This is a genomic window from Clostridium fermenticellae, assembly GCF_003600355.1.
In the GTDB taxonomy this organism is placed as follows: Bacteria; Bacillota; Clostridia; order Clostridiales; family Clostridiaceae; genus Clostridium_AV; species Clostridium_AV fermenticellae.
Window position 1 is genome coordinate 2,653,130 of the sequence record NZ_CP032416.1, and the last position, 23,074, is coordinate 2,676,203.

Annotated in this window: 22 protein-coding genes, 1 riboswitch and 1 other annotated feature; of the genes, 6 read left to right on the forward strand and 16 right to left on the reverse strand. The window is 31.0% G+C overall.

Translation table 11 applies throughout. The features are described 5' to 3' along the window. Nucleotides 1-34: 34 nt before the first annotated feature. From D4Z93_RS12210 to D4Z93_RS12275, 14 genes are all read right to left on the reverse strand, one after another. Nucleotides 35-733: a lysophospholipid acyltransferase family protein gene (locus D4Z93_RS12210; RefSeq protein WP_119973893.1), complete on the reverse strand. Its 699-nt coding sequence runs from the start codon at nt 731-733 to the stop codon at nt 35-37. A gap of 548 nt (nt 734-1,281) precedes the next feature. Next, entirely contained in the window at nt 1,282-1,875 is a 594-nt protein-coding gene (epsC, locus tag D4Z93_RS12215) for a serine O-acetyltransferase EpsC (protein WP_119973895.1), read from the reverse strand. Nucleotides 1,876-1,916: 41 nt separating this feature from the next. Then, the gene (gene cysK / locus D4Z93_RS12220) at nt 1,917-2,828 is read right to left on the reverse strand and encodes a cysteine synthase A (protein ID WP_119973896.1); all 912 of its coding nucleotides are present in this window, start codon (nt 2,826-2,828) and stop codon (nt 1,917-1,919) included. 127 nt (nt 2,829-2,955) lie between these two features. Then, nucleotides 2,956-3,191: a binding site (T-box leader), on the reverse strand. Nucleotides 3,192-3,284: 93 nt separating this feature from the next. Then, nucleotides 3,285-3,992 (reverse strand): spore cortex-lytic enzyme, encoded by a 708-nt coding sequence (gene sleB, locus D4Z93_RS12225; protein WP_119973898.1) that lies wholly within the window; start codon nt 3,990-3,992, stop codon nt 3,285-3,287. A gap of 181 nt (nt 3,993-4,173) precedes the next feature. Next, nucleotides 4,174-5,400: an Nramp family divalent metal transporter gene (locus D4Z93_RS12230; protein WP_119973900.1), complete on the reverse strand. Its 1,227-nt coding sequence runs from the start codon at nt 5,398-5,400 to the stop codon at nt 4,174-4,176. A 17-nt stretch (nt 5,401-5,417) separates the two neighbouring features. Beyond that, complete coding sequence (locus D4Z93_RS12235; RefSeq protein ID WP_119973901.1) at nt 5,418-6,680, reverse strand: magnesium transporter; 1,263 nt, start codon at nt 6,678-6,680, stop codon at nt 5,418-5,420. Between the two features lie 238 nt (nt 6,681-6,918). Further along, nucleotides 6,919-7,084: riboswitch (M-box (ykoK) riboswitch) on the reverse strand. A 308-nt stretch (nt 7,085-7,392) separates the two neighbouring features. Continuing rightward, complete coding sequence (locus D4Z93_RS12240) at nt 7,393-9,192, reverse strand: aminopeptidase P family protein (protein ID WP_119973903.1); 1,800 nt, start codon at nt 9,190-9,192, stop codon at nt 7,393-7,395. Nucleotides 9,193-9,331: 139 nt separating this feature from the next. After that, nucleotides 9,332-10,213, reverse strand: a complete 882-nt coding sequence (gene pepI / locus D4Z93_RS12245; RefSeq protein WP_119973905.1) for a proline iminopeptidase — start codon at nt 10,211-10,213, stop codon at nt 9,332-9,334. Nucleotides 10,214-10,230: 17 nt separating this feature from the next. Then, nucleotides 10,231-11,319, reverse strand: a complete 1,089-nt coding sequence (locus D4Z93_RS12250; RefSeq protein ID WP_119973907.1) for a M24 family metallopeptidase — start codon at nt 11,317-11,319, stop codon at nt 10,231-10,233. 94 nt (nt 11,320-11,413) lie between these two features. Further along, nucleotides 11,414-12,748, reverse strand: coding sequence for a peptide MFS transporter (locus tag D4Z93_RS12255; protein WP_119973909.1), 1,335 nt, complete (start codon nt 12,746-12,748; stop codon nt 11,414-11,416). Between the two features lie 454 nt (nt 12,749-13,202). Beyond that, complete coding sequence (locus D4Z93_RS12260) at nt 13,203-13,856, reverse strand: hypothetical protein (RefSeq protein ID WP_119973911.1); 654 nt, start codon at nt 13,854-13,856, stop codon at nt 13,203-13,205. Nucleotides 13,857-13,920: 64 nt separating this feature from the next. Beyond that, complete coding sequence (locus D4Z93_RS12265) at nt 13,921-14,808, reverse strand: YegS/Rv2252/BmrU family lipid kinase (protein WP_119973913.1); 888 nt, start codon at nt 14,806-14,808, stop codon at nt 13,921-13,923. Nucleotides 14,809-14,941: 133 nt separating this feature from the next. Beyond that, nucleotides 14,942-15,370, reverse strand: coding sequence for a CBS domain-containing protein (locus D4Z93_RS12270; RefSeq protein WP_119973915.1), 429 nt, complete (start codon nt 15,368-15,370; stop codon nt 14,942-14,944). 66 nt (nt 15,371-15,436) lie between these two features. Then, complete coding sequence (locus D4Z93_RS12275) at nt 15,437-16,102, reverse strand: TVP38/TMEM64 family protein (protein WP_119973917.1); 666 nt, start codon at nt 16,100-16,102, stop codon at nt 15,437-15,439. Between the two features lie 213 nt (nt 16,103-16,315). On the opposite strand from D4Z93_RS12275, the gene pssA reads away from it, so the two are divergent. Beyond that, nucleotides 16,316-16,861, forward strand: coding sequence for a CDP-diacylglycerol--serine O-phosphatidyltransferase (gene pssA / locus D4Z93_RS12280; protein WP_119973919.1), 546 nt, complete (start codon nt 16,316-16,318; stop codon nt 16,859-16,861). A 47-nt stretch (nt 16,862-16,908) separates the two neighbouring features. Here pssA and D4Z93_RS12285 read toward each other — a convergent pair whose 3' ends face one another. Together D4Z93_RS12285 and D4Z93_RS12290 are read right to left on the reverse strand one after the other, a co-directional pair. Continuing rightward, nucleotides 16,909-17,268 (reverse strand): hypothetical protein, encoded by a 360-nt coding sequence (locus D4Z93_RS12285; RefSeq protein WP_119973920.1) that lies wholly within the window; start codon nt 17,266-17,268, stop codon nt 16,909-16,911. Nucleotides 17,269-17,392: 124 nt separating this feature from the next. Then, a complete protein-coding gene (locus D4Z93_RS12290; protein ID WP_119974352.1) occupies nt 17,393-19,048 on the reverse strand; it encodes a nucleoside kinase in 1,656 nt (551 codons plus the stop codon). 184 nt (nt 19,049-19,232) lie between these two features. On the opposite strand from D4Z93_RS12290, the gene D4Z93_RS12295 reads away from it, so the two are divergent. From D4Z93_RS12295 to D4Z93_RS12315, 5 genes are all read left to right on the forward strand, one after another. Next, nucleotides 19,233-19,916 carry a DUF421 domain-containing protein gene (locus tag D4Z93_RS12295; protein WP_119973922.1) on the forward strand — a complete coding sequence of 228 codons (684 nt, stop codon included), beginning with the start codon at nt 19,233-19,235 and terminating at the stop codon, nt 19,914-19,916. A gap of 36 nt (nt 19,917-19,952) precedes the next feature. After that, nucleotides 19,953-20,333 carry a DUF4363 family protein gene (locus tag D4Z93_RS12300; protein ID WP_119973924.1) on the forward strand — a complete coding sequence of 127 codons (381 nt, stop codon included), beginning with the start codon at nt 19,953-19,955 and terminating at the stop codon, nt 20,331-20,333. 106 nt (nt 20,334-20,439) lie between these two features. Next, nucleotides 20,440-21,363, forward strand: a complete 924-nt coding sequence (gene fba, locus D4Z93_RS12305; RefSeq protein WP_119973926.1) for a class II fructose-1,6-bisphosphate aldolase — start codon at nt 20,440-20,442, stop codon at nt 21,361-21,363. Nucleotides 21,364-21,588: 225 nt separating this feature from the next. Beyond that, the gene (locus D4Z93_RS12310) at nt 21,589-22,470 is read left to right on the forward strand and encodes a DUF5685 family protein (protein ID WP_119973928.1); all 882 of its coding nucleotides are present in this window, start codon (nt 21,589-21,591) and stop codon (nt 22,468-22,470) included. Then, nucleotides 22,454-23,056 (forward strand): J domain-containing protein, encoded by a 603-nt coding sequence (locus tag D4Z93_RS12315; protein ID WP_119973930.1) that lies wholly within the window; start codon nt 22,454-22,456, stop codon nt 23,054-23,056. The genes D4Z93_RS12310 and D4Z93_RS12315 overlap by 17 nt, the downstream gene beginning before the upstream one ends. Nucleotides 23,057-23,074: the final 18 nt, after the last annotated feature.

The following is a 23,074-nucleotide window of genomic DNA, read 5'->3' on the forward strand; positions in this document are numbered from 1 at the left end:
AAAAATTAAACTTAATATATGTTTACCTTAAAAACTATCTGTATACTCCTCTATATTCCTCCGGAAGTAAACCTGAAATGCTTCTCATAAGCAAATCAAGTACTCTGCCCTCATAATCACGTTTCGTTTCACCTTTCATTTTAGATGGTACTTCTATCTGCTTGCCAATATTAAGCATTACCTTTGCATGATGAAATTTCTCAAGCGCCATATCTCTATCATCTATCGGAAGGAGTTTTTCGCTTCCATATATACCCAATGGTATTATACTTGCCTTACTTAATTTCTGCATTAACACGACACCTCTTCTGCCGTTTATCATACCTCCAGATCTGCTTCTGGTCCCTTCCGGGAAGATAAGTATATTATTATTCTCCTTTAGTGTTCTGATAACCTTTGAAATTGCATCTTTATCTGCCGTATTAGGCTTTATACCAATCGTCTTAGTTATTTTCATACCAAGATTAGTTAATGAATTACTAGAAAGCTTTACCCCTGCAACAAAGGTTATATCTTCATCTTTAAGTACTCTGTCTATGACAAGTGCATCTGAATTACTTAAATGATTGCATATAAATAAAATCGGCCTATGTACACCCTTTAAATTTTCCATCCCTTGTACATTTATATCAGCATATTTATTCATATATCTATCTAAAATTTTTCTTGATGTATATCGTAAAAAACTGTCAGGAAGACAACCTATAGCTTTCACAATTATAGGAGATATCATATAAAGCCCACCTTTCCTATATGTATTATACTATATTTTATAAAGTGTAACGTATAAATATTATAAATTTTATATAAGATAGTTTTATTATATATCATATTATGGATAAATCAAATTATTATAGGGTTTGTAACATGAGCGTAAAGTTAAGCCAAAATTTAATTACCTGGTGTTAAATTTTGACTTAACTTTACGCTCATGGGGTTTGTAATTCCAAGATTAAGTTATATGTAAGCTGACACTTCCAAAATGTAGGCACATTAAAAAACTTTTTAGTAAGTCTTAGTGAAGTATTTTTGAAGATCTTAGTAGATTTCATATGTTTGAGCCTGCGAGTTTATAAAATCTGCTTAGATTTTTATAAATACGAACCTAGACTTACTAGAAATTTTTTACGTGACGAATTTTGGAAATGTCAACTGAAGTATAACTTAAGCTTGGAATTACAAAACCTATAATATAAAACAAAGAATAGCCCGAAAATACTGTATTTAACGGGCTATCTCATCTATATTAATATTATTATAGATATAATCACTATGGAGAACTCATATAACCATATCATTATATATATTCTTTGTTTTCCCCATATAATCACTTATTTCTATTATGGATTTGGGTTTTTTATATATAATTTTAGCAGGTATTCCAACAGCAGTTGTATTATTAGGCACATCATTTACAACTACAGCATTTGCACCTATCTTTACATTATTGCCAATATTAATCGGTCCAAGAACCTTTGCCCCACAACCAATTATAACATTATCACCTATTGTTGGATGCCTTTTTCCAGTGTCTTTTCCTGTTCCGCCAAGTGTTACACCATGGTACAAGGTTACATTATCACCAACCTCAGCAGTTTCTCCAATAACAACTCCCATGCCATGATCTATAAATAATCCTTTACCAATCTTGGCACCGGGATGAATTTCTATACCGGTAAGAAGTCTTCCAAATTGAGATATAAATCGTGCAATAAAAAACATTTTTCTCTTATAGAAAAAGTATGCTATCCTATGATTTATAACTGCATGTATGAATGGATATAAAATAAAAACCTCTAATGAGTTTCTAGCCGCAGGATCATTTTCAACAGCATTTCTTAAATCATATCTTAGAGATTTAAAAAATTTAATCATTTTTATTCCCACCTTTGAAATTAAATGTACGCTATAAGATTTTATTCATAGAGACCCATTGAAAGATACTTTTCTCCGCCATCCGGAGCAACAGTTATAACTTTTGAATTTTTTCCAAGTTTTTGAGCTACTCTTATTGCTGCAAGTATATTTGCGCCAGAAGATATTCCAACTAATATACCTTCTTCCTTTGCCATTCTTCTAGCATATTCAAAAGCCTCTTCATCGGTTATAGTTATAATTTCATCTATTAACTCCTTTTTATATATATCAGGAACAAATCCTGCACCTATGCCCTGTATTTTATGTGAAGATGCTTTTCCTCCAGAAAGTACCGGAGAATTTGCTGGTTCAACTGCTATCACTTTTATATTCTTATTAAATTCCTTAAGTTTCTCTCCAACTCCAGATACTGTTCCACCTGTTCCAACACCGGCCACAAAGGCTGATAAATCTTTTACATCATTAATTATTTCCTCTGCTGTAGTTTCATAATGTTTAAAAGGATTGGCCTCATTTATAAATTGCTGTGGTATATAATATCCTTCTTTACCATCTGCTACTTCAACTGCTTTTTCTATAGCTCCCTTCATACCCTTTGAGCCTTCAGTCAAAACTAGTTCTGCCCCATATGCCTTCATAAGGCTTCTTCTTTCCTCACTCATTGTTTCCGGCATCACTATTATAACTTTATAACCTTTAAGTTTTCCAATCATAGCAAGTGCTATGCCCATATTCCCACTTGTTGGTTCTACAATAGTATCACCCTTTTTCAATAAATTCTTTTTTTCAGCCTTTTCTATCATACCAAGTGCTGCTCTATCTTTTATACTTCCACCTGGATTGTATTTTTCCAGTTTAACATATACTTCTCCTGAACCTTCGGGTACAATATTATTTAATTTAAATAAAGGTGTACCCCCTATTAATTCGATTGCATTATTATAAATCATTTTACATACCTCCAAATAATAAATTTTCATAAAATAAGCATTATTCAAATAATTTTGCTTAAAGACTATATAAGTTCATAGAATGATTTTTACGGTTTTTGACGTCAAAAAAACTCCGTCTCTATAATTTAGAGACGAAGTTACAAACTCCGCGGTTCCACTCCCATTAGATTTAAAAAATCTCACTTTTCAAGTACGCGCTATACTCTATCACTGTAACGGGTGAATCCGATAAAACCTACTTAACTTTCGGCCTATTACTCCAAAGGGCACTTCACTTAAATTTTCAATAAAAATCTTTCACCAATGATCTTCTCTCTTTCAAATTCCATTTAAGTTACTTTCCTTTTTCAAAGTATTTCAGAGTGTTTTACTATGAATTTCTTCTATACTATTATTATATAATTAAATTAAATTTTGTCAACATGCTTTTTAAAATTTTTATATAAAATATAATTATTTACAGAATCTATGTTTGCCTATAATCTTTATGAGCGGTCTTGACCATATCCACTTACTCGTTGCTGTAGCTGGATTAAAATAATAAATCGCTCCCCCGGATGGATCCCATCCATTTAAAGCATCTCTCGCTGCGTTTATTGAACTTTGTTCTAGATTTGCATGTATCTGACCATCTACTATTGCTGTGAATGCTCCTGGTTGATATATTACACCCGCTACAGTTGATGGGAATTTAGGATCTCTAGTTCTATTAAGGACTACAGCTCCAACCGCTACCTGGCCTTCATACGGCTCACCTCTTGCTTCTCCATTTATAAGCCTTGCAAGTAAAGTAACATCCTGATTAGTAGATGTATTCTTCGAAGAAGCATACACTTTACTTCCCGCATTTATTCCAAGAGCATTAAGAGTACTATTTCCAACAACTCCGTCTACTTTTAAACCATTTTTACCTTGAAATTTTTTAACAGCAGTGAATGTCTTATATCCATATATACCATCTATATCACCATCATAATAATACCACGACTTTAATTTACTTTGGATCGTATATACAATATCTCCTTTAGAACCATAATAATATGATACTGCTTTTATAGCATTTCCATACGGCAAAATCCAAATACTAGTAGCAATATATGTAAATATTATTACAAGTGTACATATTATTTCCTTTTTAAACCTTGAAAGTAATTTTTTCATATAATCACTCCACTTCTCAATTCAGTATAGATTCAACTTTAATATGGTAATTTAAAGCATAGTACCTACATAGATTTGAAAATTTAAATATTTGCTATTTTATAATCATAGTGTATACGTAACTATATGAAAAAATACTATAAACATCTTTAGAAAATGAATACATATATGGTCAAAAAATCTATGGAATAAAACTTCCAAACAGTGCTAATATAGTTAAGACTATTATAAGTATTACTGTAGATTTTGCTATTACGTTCTGGAAAAATGTATTTACATATTTGCCCATTACTTCTCTGTCATTTATAAGAATTATCATAAAAATTAAAACTATAGGACAAAGTATACCAGCCAGCTGTTGTGTAATGAGAATAATATTTACAAGAGATATATTAGGCAGCATCACTATTAAAGCACTTACTGCAATCATTATAAAAAATAATCCAAAGAATACTGGCGCTTCTTTAATTCTATTATCTATACCACTTTCAAATCCAAAAGCCTCACATACAGCATATGCGGTACAAAGTGGTATTATACAACATGCCAAAAATGATGCTCCGAGGAGTCCTATTGCAAATAATATAAATGAATAATTTCCAGCGAGTGGTACTAATGCTGAAGCTGCATCCTGTGCAGTATTTATTCTTATTCCAGACTTAAATAAAGTTTCAGCAGTACAAACAGTTATAAATAATGCAGTCAAAATACCCCAGAAGGTTCCAAAATAGACATCAATTTTTTCATAACCATATTCTTTTAGGGATATTCCCTTATCCACTATAGACGATTGAAGATAGAATTGCATATAAGGGGTGATAGTTGTTCCTATGAGTCCTATTAAAACTAAAAAATATCCTCTGTCAAAATTTGCATGAGGTCTTACTATACTTGTAAACACATGGCTCCAATCAGGTTTAATCAAAAAAGCCGTTATTATATAACTGAAAAATGTAACCGTAAGCAGTAAAAATATCTTTTCAGCTTTTGAATAATTCCCCTGAGTTACTATTACCCATATTAAAACGGTAAGTACTGGAATAGATATATATTTACTTACATGAAAAAGTTCGAGACTTGCTGCAACACCAGCAAAGTCTCCTATGCAAACCCCTAAGTTGGCAATTAACAATACTATCATTGCGAAAAATGCCCATTTTACTCCAAATCTTTCCCTTATTAGATCCGATAATCCCTTTCCAGTTACTACTGCCATTCTAGCATTCATTTCCTGAACAACAGCAAGCCCTATAGCTATAACAAACATTCCCCAAAGCATCGAATATCCATAATGTGCACCAACTACAGAATAGGTTGTAATACCTCCTGCGTCATTTCCGGCATTTGCCGTTATAATTCCCGGCCCTAATATACTAAGCATAATAAGAAATTTATTTTTATTTTTCATTATGTCTCGCCTTCCTTCTATCCTACCCTTTTAACCCTTTTCTTCCACATAGGTATTAGTATATCTTCAACCAAATCATTTAATATAACAATACCACATAACTTTCCTTTTTCATCAATTACAGGTATGGACAAAAGATTGTACTTTGAGCACAATTCAATCGCTTCGTCAACATCCTCATTATCTGTTATCTTAACTGGATCATCTATCATTATATTTTTAAGTTTTGTTTCAGAATCCGACAACAATATATCCTTTAATGAAACTACTCCTTTTAGTTTCTGTTGATCATCAGTTATATATATATAATGAATTACTTCATCATCTGGATTTGTCTCCTTTAAAATATCCACCATTTCTCCAATACTTATGCTGATATTGAATGATATAAAATCCTGATTCATTATACTTCCAACTGTTTCATTCGCATAATTCATTAGTGTCCTTACTTGATCTGCATTTTCCTTTTTCATATTTATCAAGATTTTTTCCATCGTATCTGCATCAACTTCATCTAATATATCTGCTATCTCATCATTAGGCATTTCACGTAATATTTCTTCTCTTTTAGTTTGATTCATATTCTCTAAAATATCAGCCTGAATATCAGGTTCTATTTCTTCAAGTATGTCTGCAGCCAGATTTTGATCCAAACTCTCAATAACTTTCTTTCTATAATTTATATCCATATCCTCCAATATATCTGCCAAATCCGCAGGGTGCAATTTAGACAATTTTTGATATGGAACTGTAAGTTTTAAATTATTATTTACCATCTCAAGAGATTCTACATTATCCCATATTATTAAACTATCTGATGGAATCTTCCCAAATATTTTATATAAATTTTTAACCATTCCTTCTATTCCTAGTCTTCTGCCAAGTGCAAGGACACCAGTATCTACAGCTACAACCCTATATTCTCCTGCCATCTGTGCAATCCTTAAATCATTTACTCTTACGAGTTTTTTCCCATTTATATCAACAATTTGTCTGTCAAGTAAATGCTTAGATAAAAGATATGAGTATTTCTGTAAAATTATCTCTCTTCCACCTTCAACTCTTATAGAAATTTTGTCATCTTCAGAATAGAACGTAATATTTTTAAACTCACAATTAATTATTTCTCCGCCTCTCTTTACCTGATAGGCAATAGCTCTAGGATATCCATCCTCCGTAGTAACATAAATATCACAGAGTTTCCCTATATACTCATTAAATTCATCATAAATTTTCCTGTAGAGAACCCTACTTAAGAAAAAACTAGATAGTTTATTCACAAATATTCCTCCTTTTACATGCAGAAGAATACCTGTGATATAAAACACCTCTGAAATGTGTTTAAAGATATGTTTCAATTAAAATATTCTTCTGCACTGCTATTAAATTTTACTTTACAAATCAACCGACCGCTATAAGGACCAACGTCCATTTATAACACCACCTATTAGTTAAATATTAATTTAATATTGGTACTTAAAAATAAAAAAGAGTCTTTTAAAAGACTCTTTAAAAACTAGAACTCAATTGTACGAGTTTTAGCACTATATAGCTTTAGACGTAAAAGTCAAGCTACATTAAGTAAAACCTTGATTCGGTAATACCTGTTGACCCATTGGCATCTCTCGATGTTTCCGGGCAGTAGCGTATATCTATATAGGAGCCTCACCTAACATTAAACATATTTATTTTACATTACTAATTATAGTACAAATCTCTGAAATTGCAACTATAAACTTTAAATCTATCTAAATTCACTTGTCTATCTATTTTATTGAAAGTTTTAGAGGTTTTACTATCTATATCAGTTAATTATTTTTATTTCCTAGAATTGTCTCACTATATATCTCAAATAAAATGCATATGAAGAATCCGTGTAGCGGGAAGTCTTAGTTATTGGATATCATATAAACTTTAGTATCTCCAATAAATAGTCTATGGTCCCGCCTATAGATATGTTACTGCCACCTGATAAAGCTATTGAAACATCATTTAAACTTCTCTTGTATATATCTTTAACCAATCACGTTCTTCATCAGTTAAATAAGGAGATATTTTCTTATATACAAGTTTATGATAATTGTTTAAATACAGCTTTTCATCACGATTAAGATCTTCTGGATCTATAGCATCCAGGTCAATTGGAGCATATGTTACAGTATCAAAGTACATGAATTGTCCGAATTCATTTTCCACACCTTTTCTAACAATAAGCTCATTTTCTGTACGAATACCATGAGACCCGTCTATATAAATTCCAGGTTCATCCGTTATGACCATTCCTTCTTCAAACTGATGTGTTTCATGTTTGGATGGCACAATATACCATCTAAAACCAGTAGGTGCTTCATGAATATTTAGCAAATAGCCAACGCCATGACCAGTTCCACATTTAAAGTCTGTTTCAATATTCCACATAGGCTCCCTTGCTAATATATCCAGATTATAACCTTTGCATCCATACAAGAATTTGGCACGTGCTAAATTCATCATGGATCTGGCTACAGTTGTGAAATGATGTTTAAGTTCTTCACTAACTTCTCCAAGAGCCGTTGTTCTCGTAATATCCGTTGAGCCTTCAAAATAATTTCCACCAGTATCTGTTAATAAGAAGCTCCCTTCTTTGAGTTCAACGTCTGTTTCTGGTGTAGAAGTATAGTGCATCATAGCTGCATGTTCTTTAAAAGCACAAATTGGGTCAAAACTTTGCCATAAGTAATTATCCTGCATTTTTCTGAACTCTTCTAGTTTTTCACAGGCACTCATTTCTGTAATCTTTATTTTTCCCACATTTGTTTTTAACCAATGCATAAACTTTGTGAAAGCAACTCCGTCTTTAACATGAGCCTTTTCAATATTAGCCAGCTCTACATGATTTTTAATAGCTTTGAATAATACAGTAGGATTTTCTTTTTTTATTTTTTTTGTATTAATCGGGATGTCCTTGTATAATGCATAATTGATACGATCCGGATCCATAAGTACGGTGTCTTCAGTTTTAAAGCTCTTAACATATTCATAAATGTCATTATAAGGTCTTAAGACTACCCCATCCTTTGATAAAGTTTCCTTTACTTTAGTATCAAGCCTGCTTTCTTCAATAAACAAATATACTTTTTCCATTGAAACAACTGCATAGCAAAGAATTAGTGGTGAGTACATAACGTCATTTCCACGGATATTTAAAAGCCATGCAATATCATCCAGGGTTGCCATAACATGATAATTTGCACCTTCTTCTTGCATTACATTTCTTACCCTGCATAATTTTGATGCTGTACTTTCACCAGAATATTTTTCTTCAAGAAGAAAAACAGGTTCATTTGCAAGCTTAGGTCGATTTTCCCATACTTTATCAACAAGATCACAATCATACTCAACTTTCACATTCTTACTTGCAAGTCCCTGAACAAACTCTTCTCCTTCCTGCATAGCAATAAGGCGTCCATCAAATCCAAGTTTGCCATTACCCGGAATTTCATCTTCCAAGTATTCTAATATAGTTGGTACACCTGGATTACCCATTTTAAAAAGCTTGATGCCGCTGTCTTTAAGCTGCAAATTAGCCTGCAAAAAAAATCTTCCATCAGTCCAGAGTCCTGCTTCATCCTTCGTAATTACAACTGTTCCTGCATCACCTGTAAATCCAGATACATAAGCTCTCGCCTTAAAGAATTCTCCCACATACTCACTTTGATGATTATCTGAAGAAGGAATAATATAGGCATCTAATCCGTTTTTATCCATAAGCTCTCTTAGTTTTGAAACTGTTTCTTTTGCTCTTTTACTCATGTTAATTCCTCTCTTTCATAATTTATTGCTTAAGTGGATTAATCCACTTTAGATTACTTAACATTAACAGCAAAAACTAAAAAAGTTTTTGCTGTTAAGAAGTTTTATCACAATGACAGCTATTTTATTGTAATAAAGCTTAGTCGTTTTTATTTAACCATTTATTAAGCACTTTTATATATTTCTCATTTTCTTCTACAAATGGCATATGACGACTGTATTCAAATAGTTCCCATTCTGAATTTGGAATTTTGTCATACATTGTCTTTGCAATAAGCGGCGAGCACAAATCACGCAAACTGCTGATAATTAGGCAAGGCTCCTTAATATCTTCAATTTCTTTTATAAAATTAAAATTTTTTAAGGTACCAGTTGGGGTAAACTCATTTTGGCCCCATGCAGTTATATAGGCTTCTGCCCCAGAAACCTTTGGACGTCTCAAACATTCTGGTGAATCTGGTCCTACTTCATCTGCACAGTAACGACGCATAAATTCTGCTTCTGCTTCTTTATATTCTTTTGAAGAATAGTCATTAGTCTCTTCTGCTTTCTTAATAGCATCCTGCATTTCTTGTGGAAGATATGCAACCCTTCGACGCTGTTCCTTTTCCCATAGTTTAGAAGATGGTAAGGTACTGGACAAAATATAGCTTTTTATTCCTTCAGGCTTATATTCACAAGCATACTCAATTGCCTGCATTCCTCCCCAGGACTGCCCTAATAAGTGGATCTCATCTAAACCTAAGTGTTTGCGAAGTTTAATTAGTTCTTCAATCCATGTCTTCGCACACCATAAATCAGGACGGGAAGGTGTCATAGACAGTCCACATCCTAACTGATCATACATAATAACTGCACGGCCATCTTCTGCAACTTTGTCAAGCACTTCAAAGTAATTATGTGTGGAGCCTGGTCCTCCATGTAATAAAACCAATGGTTTTTTATTTCCTGTACATTCACCCACTATACGATAATAAGTTTTATATTCTAAATATGGCATATAGCCTTCAGTAATCTTCATGGATAATCTCCCCTTCTCTATTTAGATTCAGGAACAACAATTATATCCTTTGGATACTTGTTCAGCACCTCGCAGCCATCTTCAGTTGTAATAACTAAGTCTTCAATACGAATACCTATTCCTTCTTCTGGAAGATAAATTCCTGGTTCAACAGAGAAACATTGTCCTGGTTTGATAATATCCTCATTTACTGAAGAAACATCACCAAATTCATGGTCTTCTAGACCGCAGGAATGTCCAGTTCTGTGTGTAAAATACTTTCCATATCCCTTTTCTTCAATGTAGTTTCTTGCAGCTAAATCTACATCACACATTCTGTTTCCAGGTTTTGCAGCCGCAATACCTCTTAAGTTTGCCTCTAGAACAATGTCATAGATTTCTTTCTGCCTTTTGGAAACTTCACCTATAAATACAGTTCTTGTTAAATCAGATGCGTAATTCTTGTACATTCCTCCTATATCAAGAACAACACAATCTCCATATTTTCCTTTTGAATCATCTGTCATATGGTGCGGATCTGCTGCTCCCTTAGCATATGCTGTAATTGGATCAAAGGATACCTCATTAATACCATGTTTTTTGTAAATTTCACGAGTCTTAGCATTTAATTCTTTTTCAGATAAACCTTTTCCTACCCATGGAATTAATTCACCCACTACAAGATCATTCAACCTTGAAGATTCTTTTAGAATAGCAATTTCCTCCTCATCTTTAACCATTCTTACATAGTCAACAATTAAAGAACCATTTACAAATTTGCTTCCTCCTCCAAGTTCTTGTAATCTTAATAAGAATTTTGATGGCCAAGTCTTATCGATACCTATAACTTTATCCTTTTCTACAAATTTAGATAAAATTTCAACTCCATCTTGAATGTCGTTATACCATACAATTTCTACACCAAGATCTTTTTCTTGTGGAAACAATTCATTAATAACCATTTTATGATTACCATTAACATTCAAGTATAATGCCAATAATCTCTCCCCTGGAATAATCCATTTTCCTGTCAAATAGAAGATAGATGTTGGATCCGAAATAATCATTTGCGGAATTTCATGCTCTTCCATTGATTTTAATATTCTGTTTAATTTTTTTGTATCCATAAGTTATTCCTCCTCTAATTTAAATTACTAGTCAATGTTATATATTTTTAGTCATTATAGACAATGACTTCCCTAATAATTACACTTATAAGTTTTAACTATTCTGCAATTCTTTATCCGGTATAACTAAACTATTTAATTTTTTATCTAATATCCAAAGAATAATACCTGCTGCAATAGTAATAGCTGCAATTACAAAGTACGTAGGTGCAAATTTGAATTTTAGTGTAAATTCATATACCCATCCATATGATTTTCCTGCAAGGAAAACAGCAAGTGTCCAAATACTCATCATTGTTGTTAATAATCTAGGTGGAGCAAATTTACTAATAAATGAATTTCCAAGAGGTGAGAATACCATTTCACCCAAAGATAACACTATGCCGAATGCAATAATCCAGCCAAGTGATGCAAGATGCCCGCCTCTTGTAACATCTGCTAATGCAAAAATCACATATGATAAACCTAATAATAACATGCCTAAGGCAGTTTTCTTGAACATACTCAAATCACCTTGAGGCCTTTTAGATAATCTTGTCCACAGTCTTCCAAGTATTGGTCCTAATGCAATACACATTAATGCATTTAATGAATCAAACCATACTGTTGGAACTTTAAAACTACCTATCATCCAGTTGGCAGCCGCATGGTCTCCACCCCAGTATAAGTATACAGGCATATATGCCAAATACCAGAATTCCCAGAATACTACGGAAAAGAAAGATACTAGAATTATAGCAGCAATTCTTTTCTTTTCTATTGTTGTAAGAGGCTTCTTTTCTTCTTTTTCTTTTTTTATTTCCTTATGTTCATTAATTTTAAATGGTTTCTTACCTGTTTCTCCTAAAAATCTCCATCCAAAGATGAACCAAACAGCATCAATGAACATCATTATGGCGCAAATTAAAAAACAGAAAGTGTATCCCTTAGTTCCTGCAAGTACACCGATAATTGTTGTACCTATGAAAGAACCTACGTTGACAAAAGAGTATTGAATAGAGAATGCATCGTCCAATTGTTTTGGGTCATCAAATAGTCTGCCTGTAATAGCATTTGTCTGGCATTTGAATAAACCTGTTCCAATTGAAACCAAAGCAATCATCAAATTAAGCATAGCAGCACTTGAAGCCTGCCATCCTATCAGGTAACCTACCCCCATTAAAATCATTCCAATAGGGACAAGATATCTGGCTCCTACAATACGGTCAGATATGTATCCGCCAATTAATGGTGCAAGATAAGTAAATGCAACTAAATTTGCAGACATTTTTGCTGCATCGGCAGCGGTAAGACCAAGCCCTCCACTTACTATGGCAGTAGCCACGAATACTGTGAGTAACCATTTTGCTGAGTAGAATGCAAATCTTTCTAATGTGAAAGCAAATGAGCATACATAAAAGCCAAATGGTTTTTTCTGTGAATTTTCCATTTTTTATCCCTCCTATAAAAATTAAATATTATGTGTAGTTGACTTTAAATGAGTGAAACGTTTACGCTGACTATATATACTTACTTTTTAAAAATTTAAGAAATTTTAAAATTGCATACAAATTAATCCCTTTTTAGCCATATAAAACAAAGTAATTAATTCTTGCTTAAGTTGTGCAAGTTATTTTTAAGCCATAATTTATTGTCAGATTTGCTCATTTAAAGTTATAGAAAACATGTGCCAACATCTTTGTTAAAAGATGTGCAATAATTTCAGATACTACATTTTTATTATACATTATTTTGAACTTTTTTGTGTAATTCTAAAAAAAAACTTTATATTATAGTCTCACCGAAATTTTTACGTATAAAATTTTAAAAGATCCTACCTGAAAAAAATTGAAAGGCTGCTGACAAAATATATTTATCAACAGCCTTAAGAAAGTCATCTTTCCTTATTTTATATTTACTTTAGATATCTTTTTCAATCCATACATTAAACATATAATCCACATACTATCACCAACTATATTATCGGGCATAAAACTAAATCCTATAACATAAGTTAGCATTTCAATTACAGATAGTAATGATGAAAATATTACAATATAAATACCCACTTTATCTATACTACTCCTGTTTAATAAACATATTGCCAGAAACATTATAAATGTATTTATTAATATGTATATCCAATATATTAAATCATCTGTAAAGGTTATAGTATAACCACAGTAATCTAAACTAGTGACATAGCATGTACATTTATACATTATTAATCCATATACAATTGCAAGAGCAATTGTAACTATAAAAGAATACGAGAAATTAACACTGTCTTTCCTTGAAAAAATATATAAAACAGTAATCGCTATAATAGGTATTGCAATAAAATCAATAAAAAATGTATACTTCAGTAAATACAAATACTGTATTTTACTTGAAAAAAACATTATAGACATACTAATATATCTCAAAAACATAATTATAATGATAATAATAGACATAGTTCTTATTTTCTTAGGACAGTATAAACTTAAGTCACATATTCTAAACAATATTAATATCCCAATCACTAATAAAGCAGCGTATATATATATTTCTATCACACTTTCCTCCACCAAATATTACTATATTCATATTTATATGAGAAAAATAACAGATAAATTACTTTTACTTTACATTTAAGCCCAGAACTTCAAATCCTTCTTTGACACATTCTATAACGAGCGGAAAATCCGGTCCTTTTTCTCCATCTATATCCGTTACAATATCTTCATGGCATTCAACTTGAAGTCTATTCGTCTTAAAATAAACAAGCCCTGCTGCATCTTCGAGATGCTCACCCTTTAGCATCTTTATAAACAAACTTATCATATCTTTTATCATACCAGCTTTTACTATAAGGACATCAAGCATGCCGTCATCTACTTTAGCTTTATATGCAAACTTTAAATTCCCAGCGGTCTGCCCATTGAACACTAACATTAAATACATATGATCATCAAATATATGTTCTTCAGATGAAACCTTTATTTTGAGTTTTCTTAAATTTGGAAGCTGTTCTATCCCTTTTAAATAATAAGCAAGTTTTCCTATCGTATTCTTAAGATTTATATCGGTCTTTTGAGATACATCCGTAAACAATCCTGTACTCGCTACATTTATAAAATATTTATCATTTATCTTCCCTAAATCTAATTTTTTAGGCTTACTGTTTAATATCCTCTCACAAGCAGTTTCAATATCTCCTGGCATACCAATAAATTTTGCAAAATCATTTGCAGTTCCAACAGGAAGTATGGCTATAGGTAAATTTATATTTAATTTCTTCATACAATTTACAGCATTATCTACAGTTCCATCTCCACCCGCAACCAACACATAGCTATATGTATCATCTATATTATCAAACGCTTTATCCATTCCATATCCATGACTTATTCTGTAAGGTACAACCTCATACCCATACTTTTGGTTTATTTTTATAACTTTATCTATATTAGAAATTATAGTGCTTTCGCCAGAATATGGATTATATATAAATTTAACTTTCTTCATATAAAACTCCCCTGTTTTTTATAAAATTTACCATATTGTAAATTTAGCTACTCCATTATATCATTTTATATAATAAATCCACAAGAATTTATTTATAGTCTTGCGGATTTATTTACAAATTATTAAATTCTACCTATACCTCTGGAGTGCTTGGTTCAGAGATATCCCCTAAAGTACCTTCCGTAATATTTTGAAGGTTCGGATCCAGTGCCATATCTCCAAGTGAAACAATCCCGACAAGGTCTCTATTTTCTATTATAGGAAGCCTTCTTATTTGTCTTTGACTCATTATCTTTGCAGCCTCTTTTACATCCATTTCGGGAGTACCTACTGCTGGATTTGAAGACATTATGTCCCTAACTTTTTGTTCACTCATATCTCTTCCATAAGCTACAGATCTTATACTTATATCTCTATCTGTGATAACTCCTACTATTCTTCCAGAATCACATACTGGAACGGAACCGATATTATTATTTTTCATTATATGTGCAGCTTTTTCAACAGTATCATTGGCATTAAGACTAATAACTTCTTTAGACATTATATCATTGACTTTCATAAAAACAACACCTCTATTCTTCATTACTTGAATCTAGTGTTCCCAACTATTTAATATTGATTCATTCTAACTATTATTTTCCTTAATATTACTAGATTTATATATGTAAAATGAAACTACAGCAATTACAATAACCATAAATATAGGTAATAATACACTTATAGAAAATAAGTTCTCAAGATTTTTACCAATAAATGAATAAGAAATCATTTCAGGAAGTATTCCAATTAAAGTTCCAAATATAAAATCTCTATACTTCATTTTGGATAATCCAGCCGCAAAGCTTAATGGATCATATGGAAATATAAAAGACAGTCTCATTATCAGCATAATTTTAAATCCATGTTTTTCAATATTAGAACCCAGAGTTAATGCCCTACCTTTTAATAATTTATCAACAAAAGATTTGCCGAGAATTCTTGATATAAAAAACGCAACACTTCCAGCTCCAAAGCAGCCTAATAAATTTAGAAAAAGTGCCTTATATGGTCCGAATATATTTCCTGCAAGTATCGACATAATAGATGATGGTAAAATTAAAACTACTGGCTTTAATGCGTATACTGCAATAAATATAAGTGAGGATAATTCTCCATAACTTAGAATATATCCTTTCATACCATTTATACTTAAATGTGCAAGCATATGCCTATGTACTACAATAAAATATATAATTGGAATTAAAAAAAGAACTACTATAGTACGTTTTATAAAACCTTTATTTTTCTTCATATGACACTCAACTCTCTAAATATATTATTTTATTATTATAAGTATACTGTTTTTATCAAATAAATAAATATTATTTTAACAAAAAATTTATAATTTTTCTATAAAAAACGTGTAATTCACCCTTAAATATTTCTATAAAATGAGTTATAATAATCATAACATGATCAGTTGTTTATATTTGGCTTTTACTACAATATTTTAGGAGTGATTATAATGGTTAAGATGGAAAAGAGTGCTGTACCTAATATATTTACATTTACTAATTTAGGATGCGGTGTTTTATCACTGATGATGACTTTTCAAGAAAACTTTAAATTAGCGGCAGTTTTTATAATACTTGCATGTTTAGCAGACAGATATGATGGCAGGGTAGCAAGATTTTTGAAAGTTGCGAGTCCTATTGGAAAAGAATTAGATTCACTTGCTGATCTAGTTTCCTTTGGCGTAGCTCCCTCAATACTTGCATTTAATATTTTTAGTTTCTCAAACTTAGGTCTAGTTGGATATTTAATAGCATTATTATTACCTATATCAGGTGCTTACAGACTTGCAAGATTTAATGTTACAGAGTTTGATGGTCAATTCTTTGGTATTCCAATAACATTTGCAGGTATGTTTATGGCTATATATTGTTTGATATCAGCATTTTATCCAACAATGAATTATGCTGTACCATCAGGAATAGGTATAATTACAGTTTTAATAATGCTAATTTTATCTTATTTAATGGTTTCAAAACATAGATTTAAGAAATTTTAATTGATAAGTTTAAATATGAGTTCTTACATAGTTTTTGTAGGAACTCATTATTTTTTATCATCATTTCTATCCTTGATATTATTATTAAGCTGAAGTTCTTCATTTATCTCTGTAAGAACATAGGCTTCCAGTACATCATTACTCAAAAGCTTTGATCTCAATTCACAATAATTAAAGTAAGTACAACTCGTTCTATCTAAAGATCTCATCAAACCATCTATTAAATTTCCAAGATCAACCGCCCTATCGATAGCATCCTTTATATCATTTTTACGTGACAATCCCACAGTATTCAGTTCTGCAGCACCGCCTATTAATAATCTATACGAACTCACTAGCTTATTTAATATATCCACTAAATTACATATATCAGTACAATAATCCTCCATAAATTTCTTATTGTGCATTATTATCACCTTTATTAAATTTAATATCAATACTAATATACTACTAATATTAAAATTTAATTCAAAGTAAAATAAATCTAAGGGTCTACAAATATTAGAAATGCAAGGCATTAACCTTGCATTTCTAATATTTGTAAAAGCAGCTTCCTCCTACAAATTCTCTGAGTATTGAATTATCTGGCACAAGATCTACATCAACATCTCTAAAGAAGTGAAGAAAACTTTTAAGCCTAAGCATTTCATAATAAACAGGGCTTGTAGAATTTATTTTTTCAAGCTCCTTGAGTGCATACTTCTTCAATACACATAATTCATAAACTAAGGTTGAATTAAACATTACATCGGCATTTTCCTGAAATATAAATATATTTTTTTCTTCTCCTCTTTTTATGGAAGGCCACATTTTTAAAGTATCCTCCGCACTGTATCCTCTGTATAAGGAATCTCTGACAATTCTCCTTACAATTCTCACATCCGTAGTTGCGATCCTGTTATGATTATCTATGTTAAGTTGAGTAAGTGCACTTATATATATTTTGAATTTATTTTTATATGGTATAGATGAAGTTAGCATCTCATTTAATCCGTGAATTCCTTCTATTATTATTAATCCATTTGATGGAAGCTTTATCTTTTTTCCAACCCATTCTCTCATTCCAGTTTTAAAATTAAAAAATGGTAATTCCACTTCTTTTCCGTGAAGAATATCACTTAAATTAGAATTAAATAATTTAAGATCAAGGGCATATATAGATTCAAAATCATACTCTCCATTTTCATCTTTAGGGGTATGCTCCCTGTCTACAAAATAATCATCTAAAGAAATTGGAATTGGTGCTAGTCCATTAACTCTGAGTTGAATTCCCAGCCTTCTCGCAAAGGTTGTTTTACCTGAAGAAGATGGTCCCGCTATTAATACTATTTTTACATCCTTTTTTTTGGTTATTTCATCCGCTATATATGCAATCTTCTTCTCATGAAGTGCTTCGGCAACTCTAATCATATATCCAATTTTCCCATTTGCGACCTTATCATTTAAAGATCCAACATCTCCAACGCCTAATATATTACCCCACTGTTCAGTTTCATAAAATATATTACTAAGCTTTTTCTGATCAACAAATCCTGGAAGTCTAAAAGGATCTTCTGCCGAAGGATATCTTAATATGAAACCAGGTTTATAGTACTTCAAATCAAAGGTTTTTATGGCACCTGTGGAATACGCCATAGACCCATAAAAATAATCATATCTTCCATCTAATTCATATAGTTTAAGTTTGTCTGATGAAACATGTTTTAAAAGCCTTAATTTATCGTCCATTTTATAACCTTCAAAAATTTTCAAGGCATCCTTTTTATCAAATGACAATTTTCTTATAGGTATATTACTGTCTATTATCTGCTGCATTCTATTCTTTATCTTTTCCACATCAGAAGCATCAAGTGAAGTGGCCTTATAGACCTTCCCAAACAATGCTTTTTCAATGGAATGTTCTATTATAACTTTCGCATCTTTAAACAAATCGCTTACGGATTTTATAAGTATAAATTGTAGTGTTCTTATATATGCCTTTATAGCTAATCTATTCGTCATATATACAGGTTCTACAATAGAATCTTCATAAACAGAAGTCGTTAATTCTTTATATTCTCCATTTATTTTTGAAAGAATTACAGGTATATCACCATTTTTAACACTTTTATTTATTATACTATAAGCGTCTGTTCCTTTTTCTACAAGCAATTTTTTATCACTTATACTTATCTCAATTTTATCCATGTGATCCACATAATCCATCCCCTTAAATTCTATGCTGTATTATCATTATACGTTATTTCTAACAAAATGTTAAAAGTTAATATATAATTTGTGATTTTTTGCAGAAAATATAAACAATAAACAAATCTTTATTATTATATAAATTCATAAAAAGTAACTTAAATTTTAAAGGCAGGTGTTTTGTTTGTTTATAATGCTTATTAGAACAATAATTCTATATCTCGTTGTAGTTTCATCCATGCGCCTTATGGGTAAAAAGCAAATAGGTCAATTACAGCCATTTGAACTTGCTGTAGCCATAATGATTTCAGAACTTGCTGCTTTACCGATGCAGGATAATCGAGTACCACTTATGGACGGTATTATACCTATAATCACATTATTAATACTTCAAATCACAGTATCTATACTTGAACTAAAAAGTGAAAAGATGCGAATTTGGTTCAATGGAAAACCAAGTATTCTTATAAAAGATGGCAAAATAGATATAAATGAATTGTACTATCAGCAGCTAAATATAAATGATTTAATGGAAGAACTTCGATTAAAAGATATCTATAATCTGGATGATATAGAGTATGCAATACTCGAAACAAGCGGACAGCTTTCTATTATTCCAAAAACCGAACTTTCAAATGTAACAAAGGAAGATTTAAAAATAAAAGTCTCACAGGAAACCTTACCTATTACTTTAATTTTAGATGGTAAATTAAATACAAACAATCTAAAAATCGCAAATAAGAATAAAAAATGGCTTAAGTCTCAACTAAAATTACATAAAATAAAATCTTATGAAGAGGTATTCATAGCCATCATTGATTCAAAAGGTAAATTTTATTGTCAGGCTAAAAACGACCAGCCAAATTAACTACTAATTATAAATAAAGAAATGAGGTGTTAAATTATGAGAAATGTCATTATATCGTTTAGTATTTTTGTATGCATTATAGCAATAAGCGTATTTTCAGTTATTCACATTAATAAAATATGCAATAACTTTGAATACCTGAATACAATTATTGAAAATCAAATTGATCACAATTCATTTGATACTGCATACAAAACCTCCATTCATTTTTTAAATGATTGGAATAAACATTCTAGTATACTATATATGTTTACAAATCACGCTGAAATAGATAATATAGATAATGAAGTTTCAAAATTAACTCAGTACATAAAATGCAAAAATAAAAGTGAAGCGCTTGCCTCAACACATACAATTAAAGTATTTCTAGAAAATATATCAGATAACGAAAAGATAAATATACAAAATATATTTTAAAACACAAATAAATTGATTTATAATTAAGAAAGAAGTGGAAAATATCTGCTTAATATTAGAATAATTTATATAAACAATAAATTTTATTCGGAAGGTGGAATATAAAATGGCATTGGTTACTACTAGAGATATGTTTAAAAAAGCGTATGAAGGAAATTATGCAATAGGAGCTTTTAATATAAACAACATGGAAATTATACAGGGTGTTGTTAATGGAGCAAAAGCTGAAAATTCTCCTGTAATCCTTCAAGTTTCGTCTGGTGCATTAAAATATGCAGGTCCAAAATATTTGAAAGCTATGGTTGATGCTGCAATTGCAGATACCGGATTAGATATCGCACTTCACCTGGACCATGGCCCTGATTTTGAGACTGTAAAACTTGCTATAGAAACTGGTTTTACTTCTGTAATGTTCGACGGTTCTCATCTGCCATATGAAGAAAACATAGCTAAAACTAAAGAAATCGTAGAATATGCTCATGATCATAGTGTTGTTGTTGAAGCTGAACTTGGAGTTCTGGCTGGTGTAGAGGATGATGTTAAGAGCGATGTTCATATATACACAGACCCAGATCAGGCAAAGGATTTTGTAGAAAAAACTGGTGTGGATTCACTCGCTATAGCCATAGGAACAAGCCATGGCGCATACAAATTTACTGGAGAAGCAAAATTAAGATTTGATATACTCGAAGAAATACAAAATAAATTACCCGGTTTCCCAATAGTTCTTCACGGTGCATCTTCAGTAGATCCAGAGTCTGTTGAAACCTGCAATAAATTTGGTGGAAATATAGCAGGTGCCAAAGGCGTTCCAAATGAAATGCTTAGAAAAGCTTCTTCAATGGCAGTATGTAAAATAAATATGGATACTGATATAAGACTTGCAATGACTGCTTCTGTAAGAAAAGTGTTTGGTGAAAACCCAAAGGAATTTGATCCTAGAAAATACTTAGGTCCTGCAAGAGATAATATACAAAAATTAGTTCAATATAAGATTAAAAATGTTTTAGGTTCAAGTAACAAACTGTAATCAATAATATTCTTATTTAAACTTTAGGCTGTATTACAACATTAGTAATACAGCCTAAAGTTTATCTATCCTCTTTTCAAACCTTTCATTTATAATAAATTGTTAAGTTTTTCAGCACACAAATCCCCTTATATATATGATATAATAATATTAATTTGTATTGCAACAAATACTTTTTATTTTAATACATCAAGAGGTATTGGATTTAGGAATGGAGAATGATTCATGTTTGGCTATGTTACTCCATGTAAAATGGAGCTTAAAATTAAAGATTATGAAAAGTTTAAAGCTTATTACTGCGGACTATGCAAATCAATAAAAACTAATATTGGCAATATCCCAAGATTTTCACTTAATTATGACATGACATTCTTAGCTATACTGCTTGATTCTATTTATGGTGAAAAAACATCATATAGTAAAATAACATGTTCTATTCATGTTTTAAAGAAAAAAATCATAGTTAATGAAAATAACTGTTTAAAATATGCGGCATTTTGTAATATAATCCTGAGTTATTACAAACTTCTGGATAATATTAACGATGATTCATCATTTAAAAGTAGAGTCTTTTCCATATTCTTAAAAAAATATGTACAAAATGTTCCACCATACTTAAATGGACATTTAGACTATATAAAAGAAGAGTTAAATAACTTAAATACAATTGAATCCTTAAATAAAAGTTGTGAATCAATAGATAAGGTTTCCCATCCATTTGCCAAACTTATAGGTTTTATTTTATCATCATATAAAAATGACGAAAATAAACCCAATTTATATTGGCTCGGTTATAACCTCGGAAAATGGATCTATATAATAGATGCCTGGGACGATTTAGAAAATGACATTAAGGGCAAAAAATTTAATGCAATAAATGCTTGTTTTAATAAATCCAACGATGATTATAAAACCTTTTCTAAAAGTATAGAAAGACAGATTGACTTTACATTGGTTTCTTGTGCCTCTGAGTGCTTAGCCACCTTAAATAAATTACCTTTAAAAAGAAATGAAGACTTACTATACAATATACTACAACTTGGATTAATGGAAAAAATGGATAAAGTATTTAAAAGGAGTGTTTACAACAATGAAAAATCCATATGAAACACTTGGAGTAAATGAAAATGCATCAAAGGATGAAATAAAGAGTGCTTATAGAAAGCTAGCCAAAAAATTTCATCCTGATCAATATGGCAACAATCCACTTAAAGATCTTGCTGAGGAAAAAATGAGAGAAATAAATGAAGCTTATGACTACCTTATGAAAAATTCACCACAAAGTAGCAGTTATTCAGGCAGTGGTAATAGTTCTAATTCTTACAATGGCTCAAATACATATTCTGAAATAGAAATGGATATCAGAAATGGCAATTTTGCTTTTGCCGAACAGAAATTAAATAAAATAACCACACGGAATGCCGAATGGAACTATCTTATGGGATTAGTCAATCTTAAACGCGGATGGTATAACGATGCTTTAAACAACTTAAATAATGCCTGCAGACTTGAACCCTATAATATGAAATACAGAGAAGCTTTAAATCAACTGAATAATTCAAATAGATCTTACAGAGAACCTTACTACAATAACAGAAGAGGAAATTCTGATATGTGTGATATGTGTGCAACTCTTTATTGTATGGATGCATGTTGTGAATGCAATGGTGGAGATTTTATAGGTTGTTGTTAAAAAAGGAAGGATATTTTT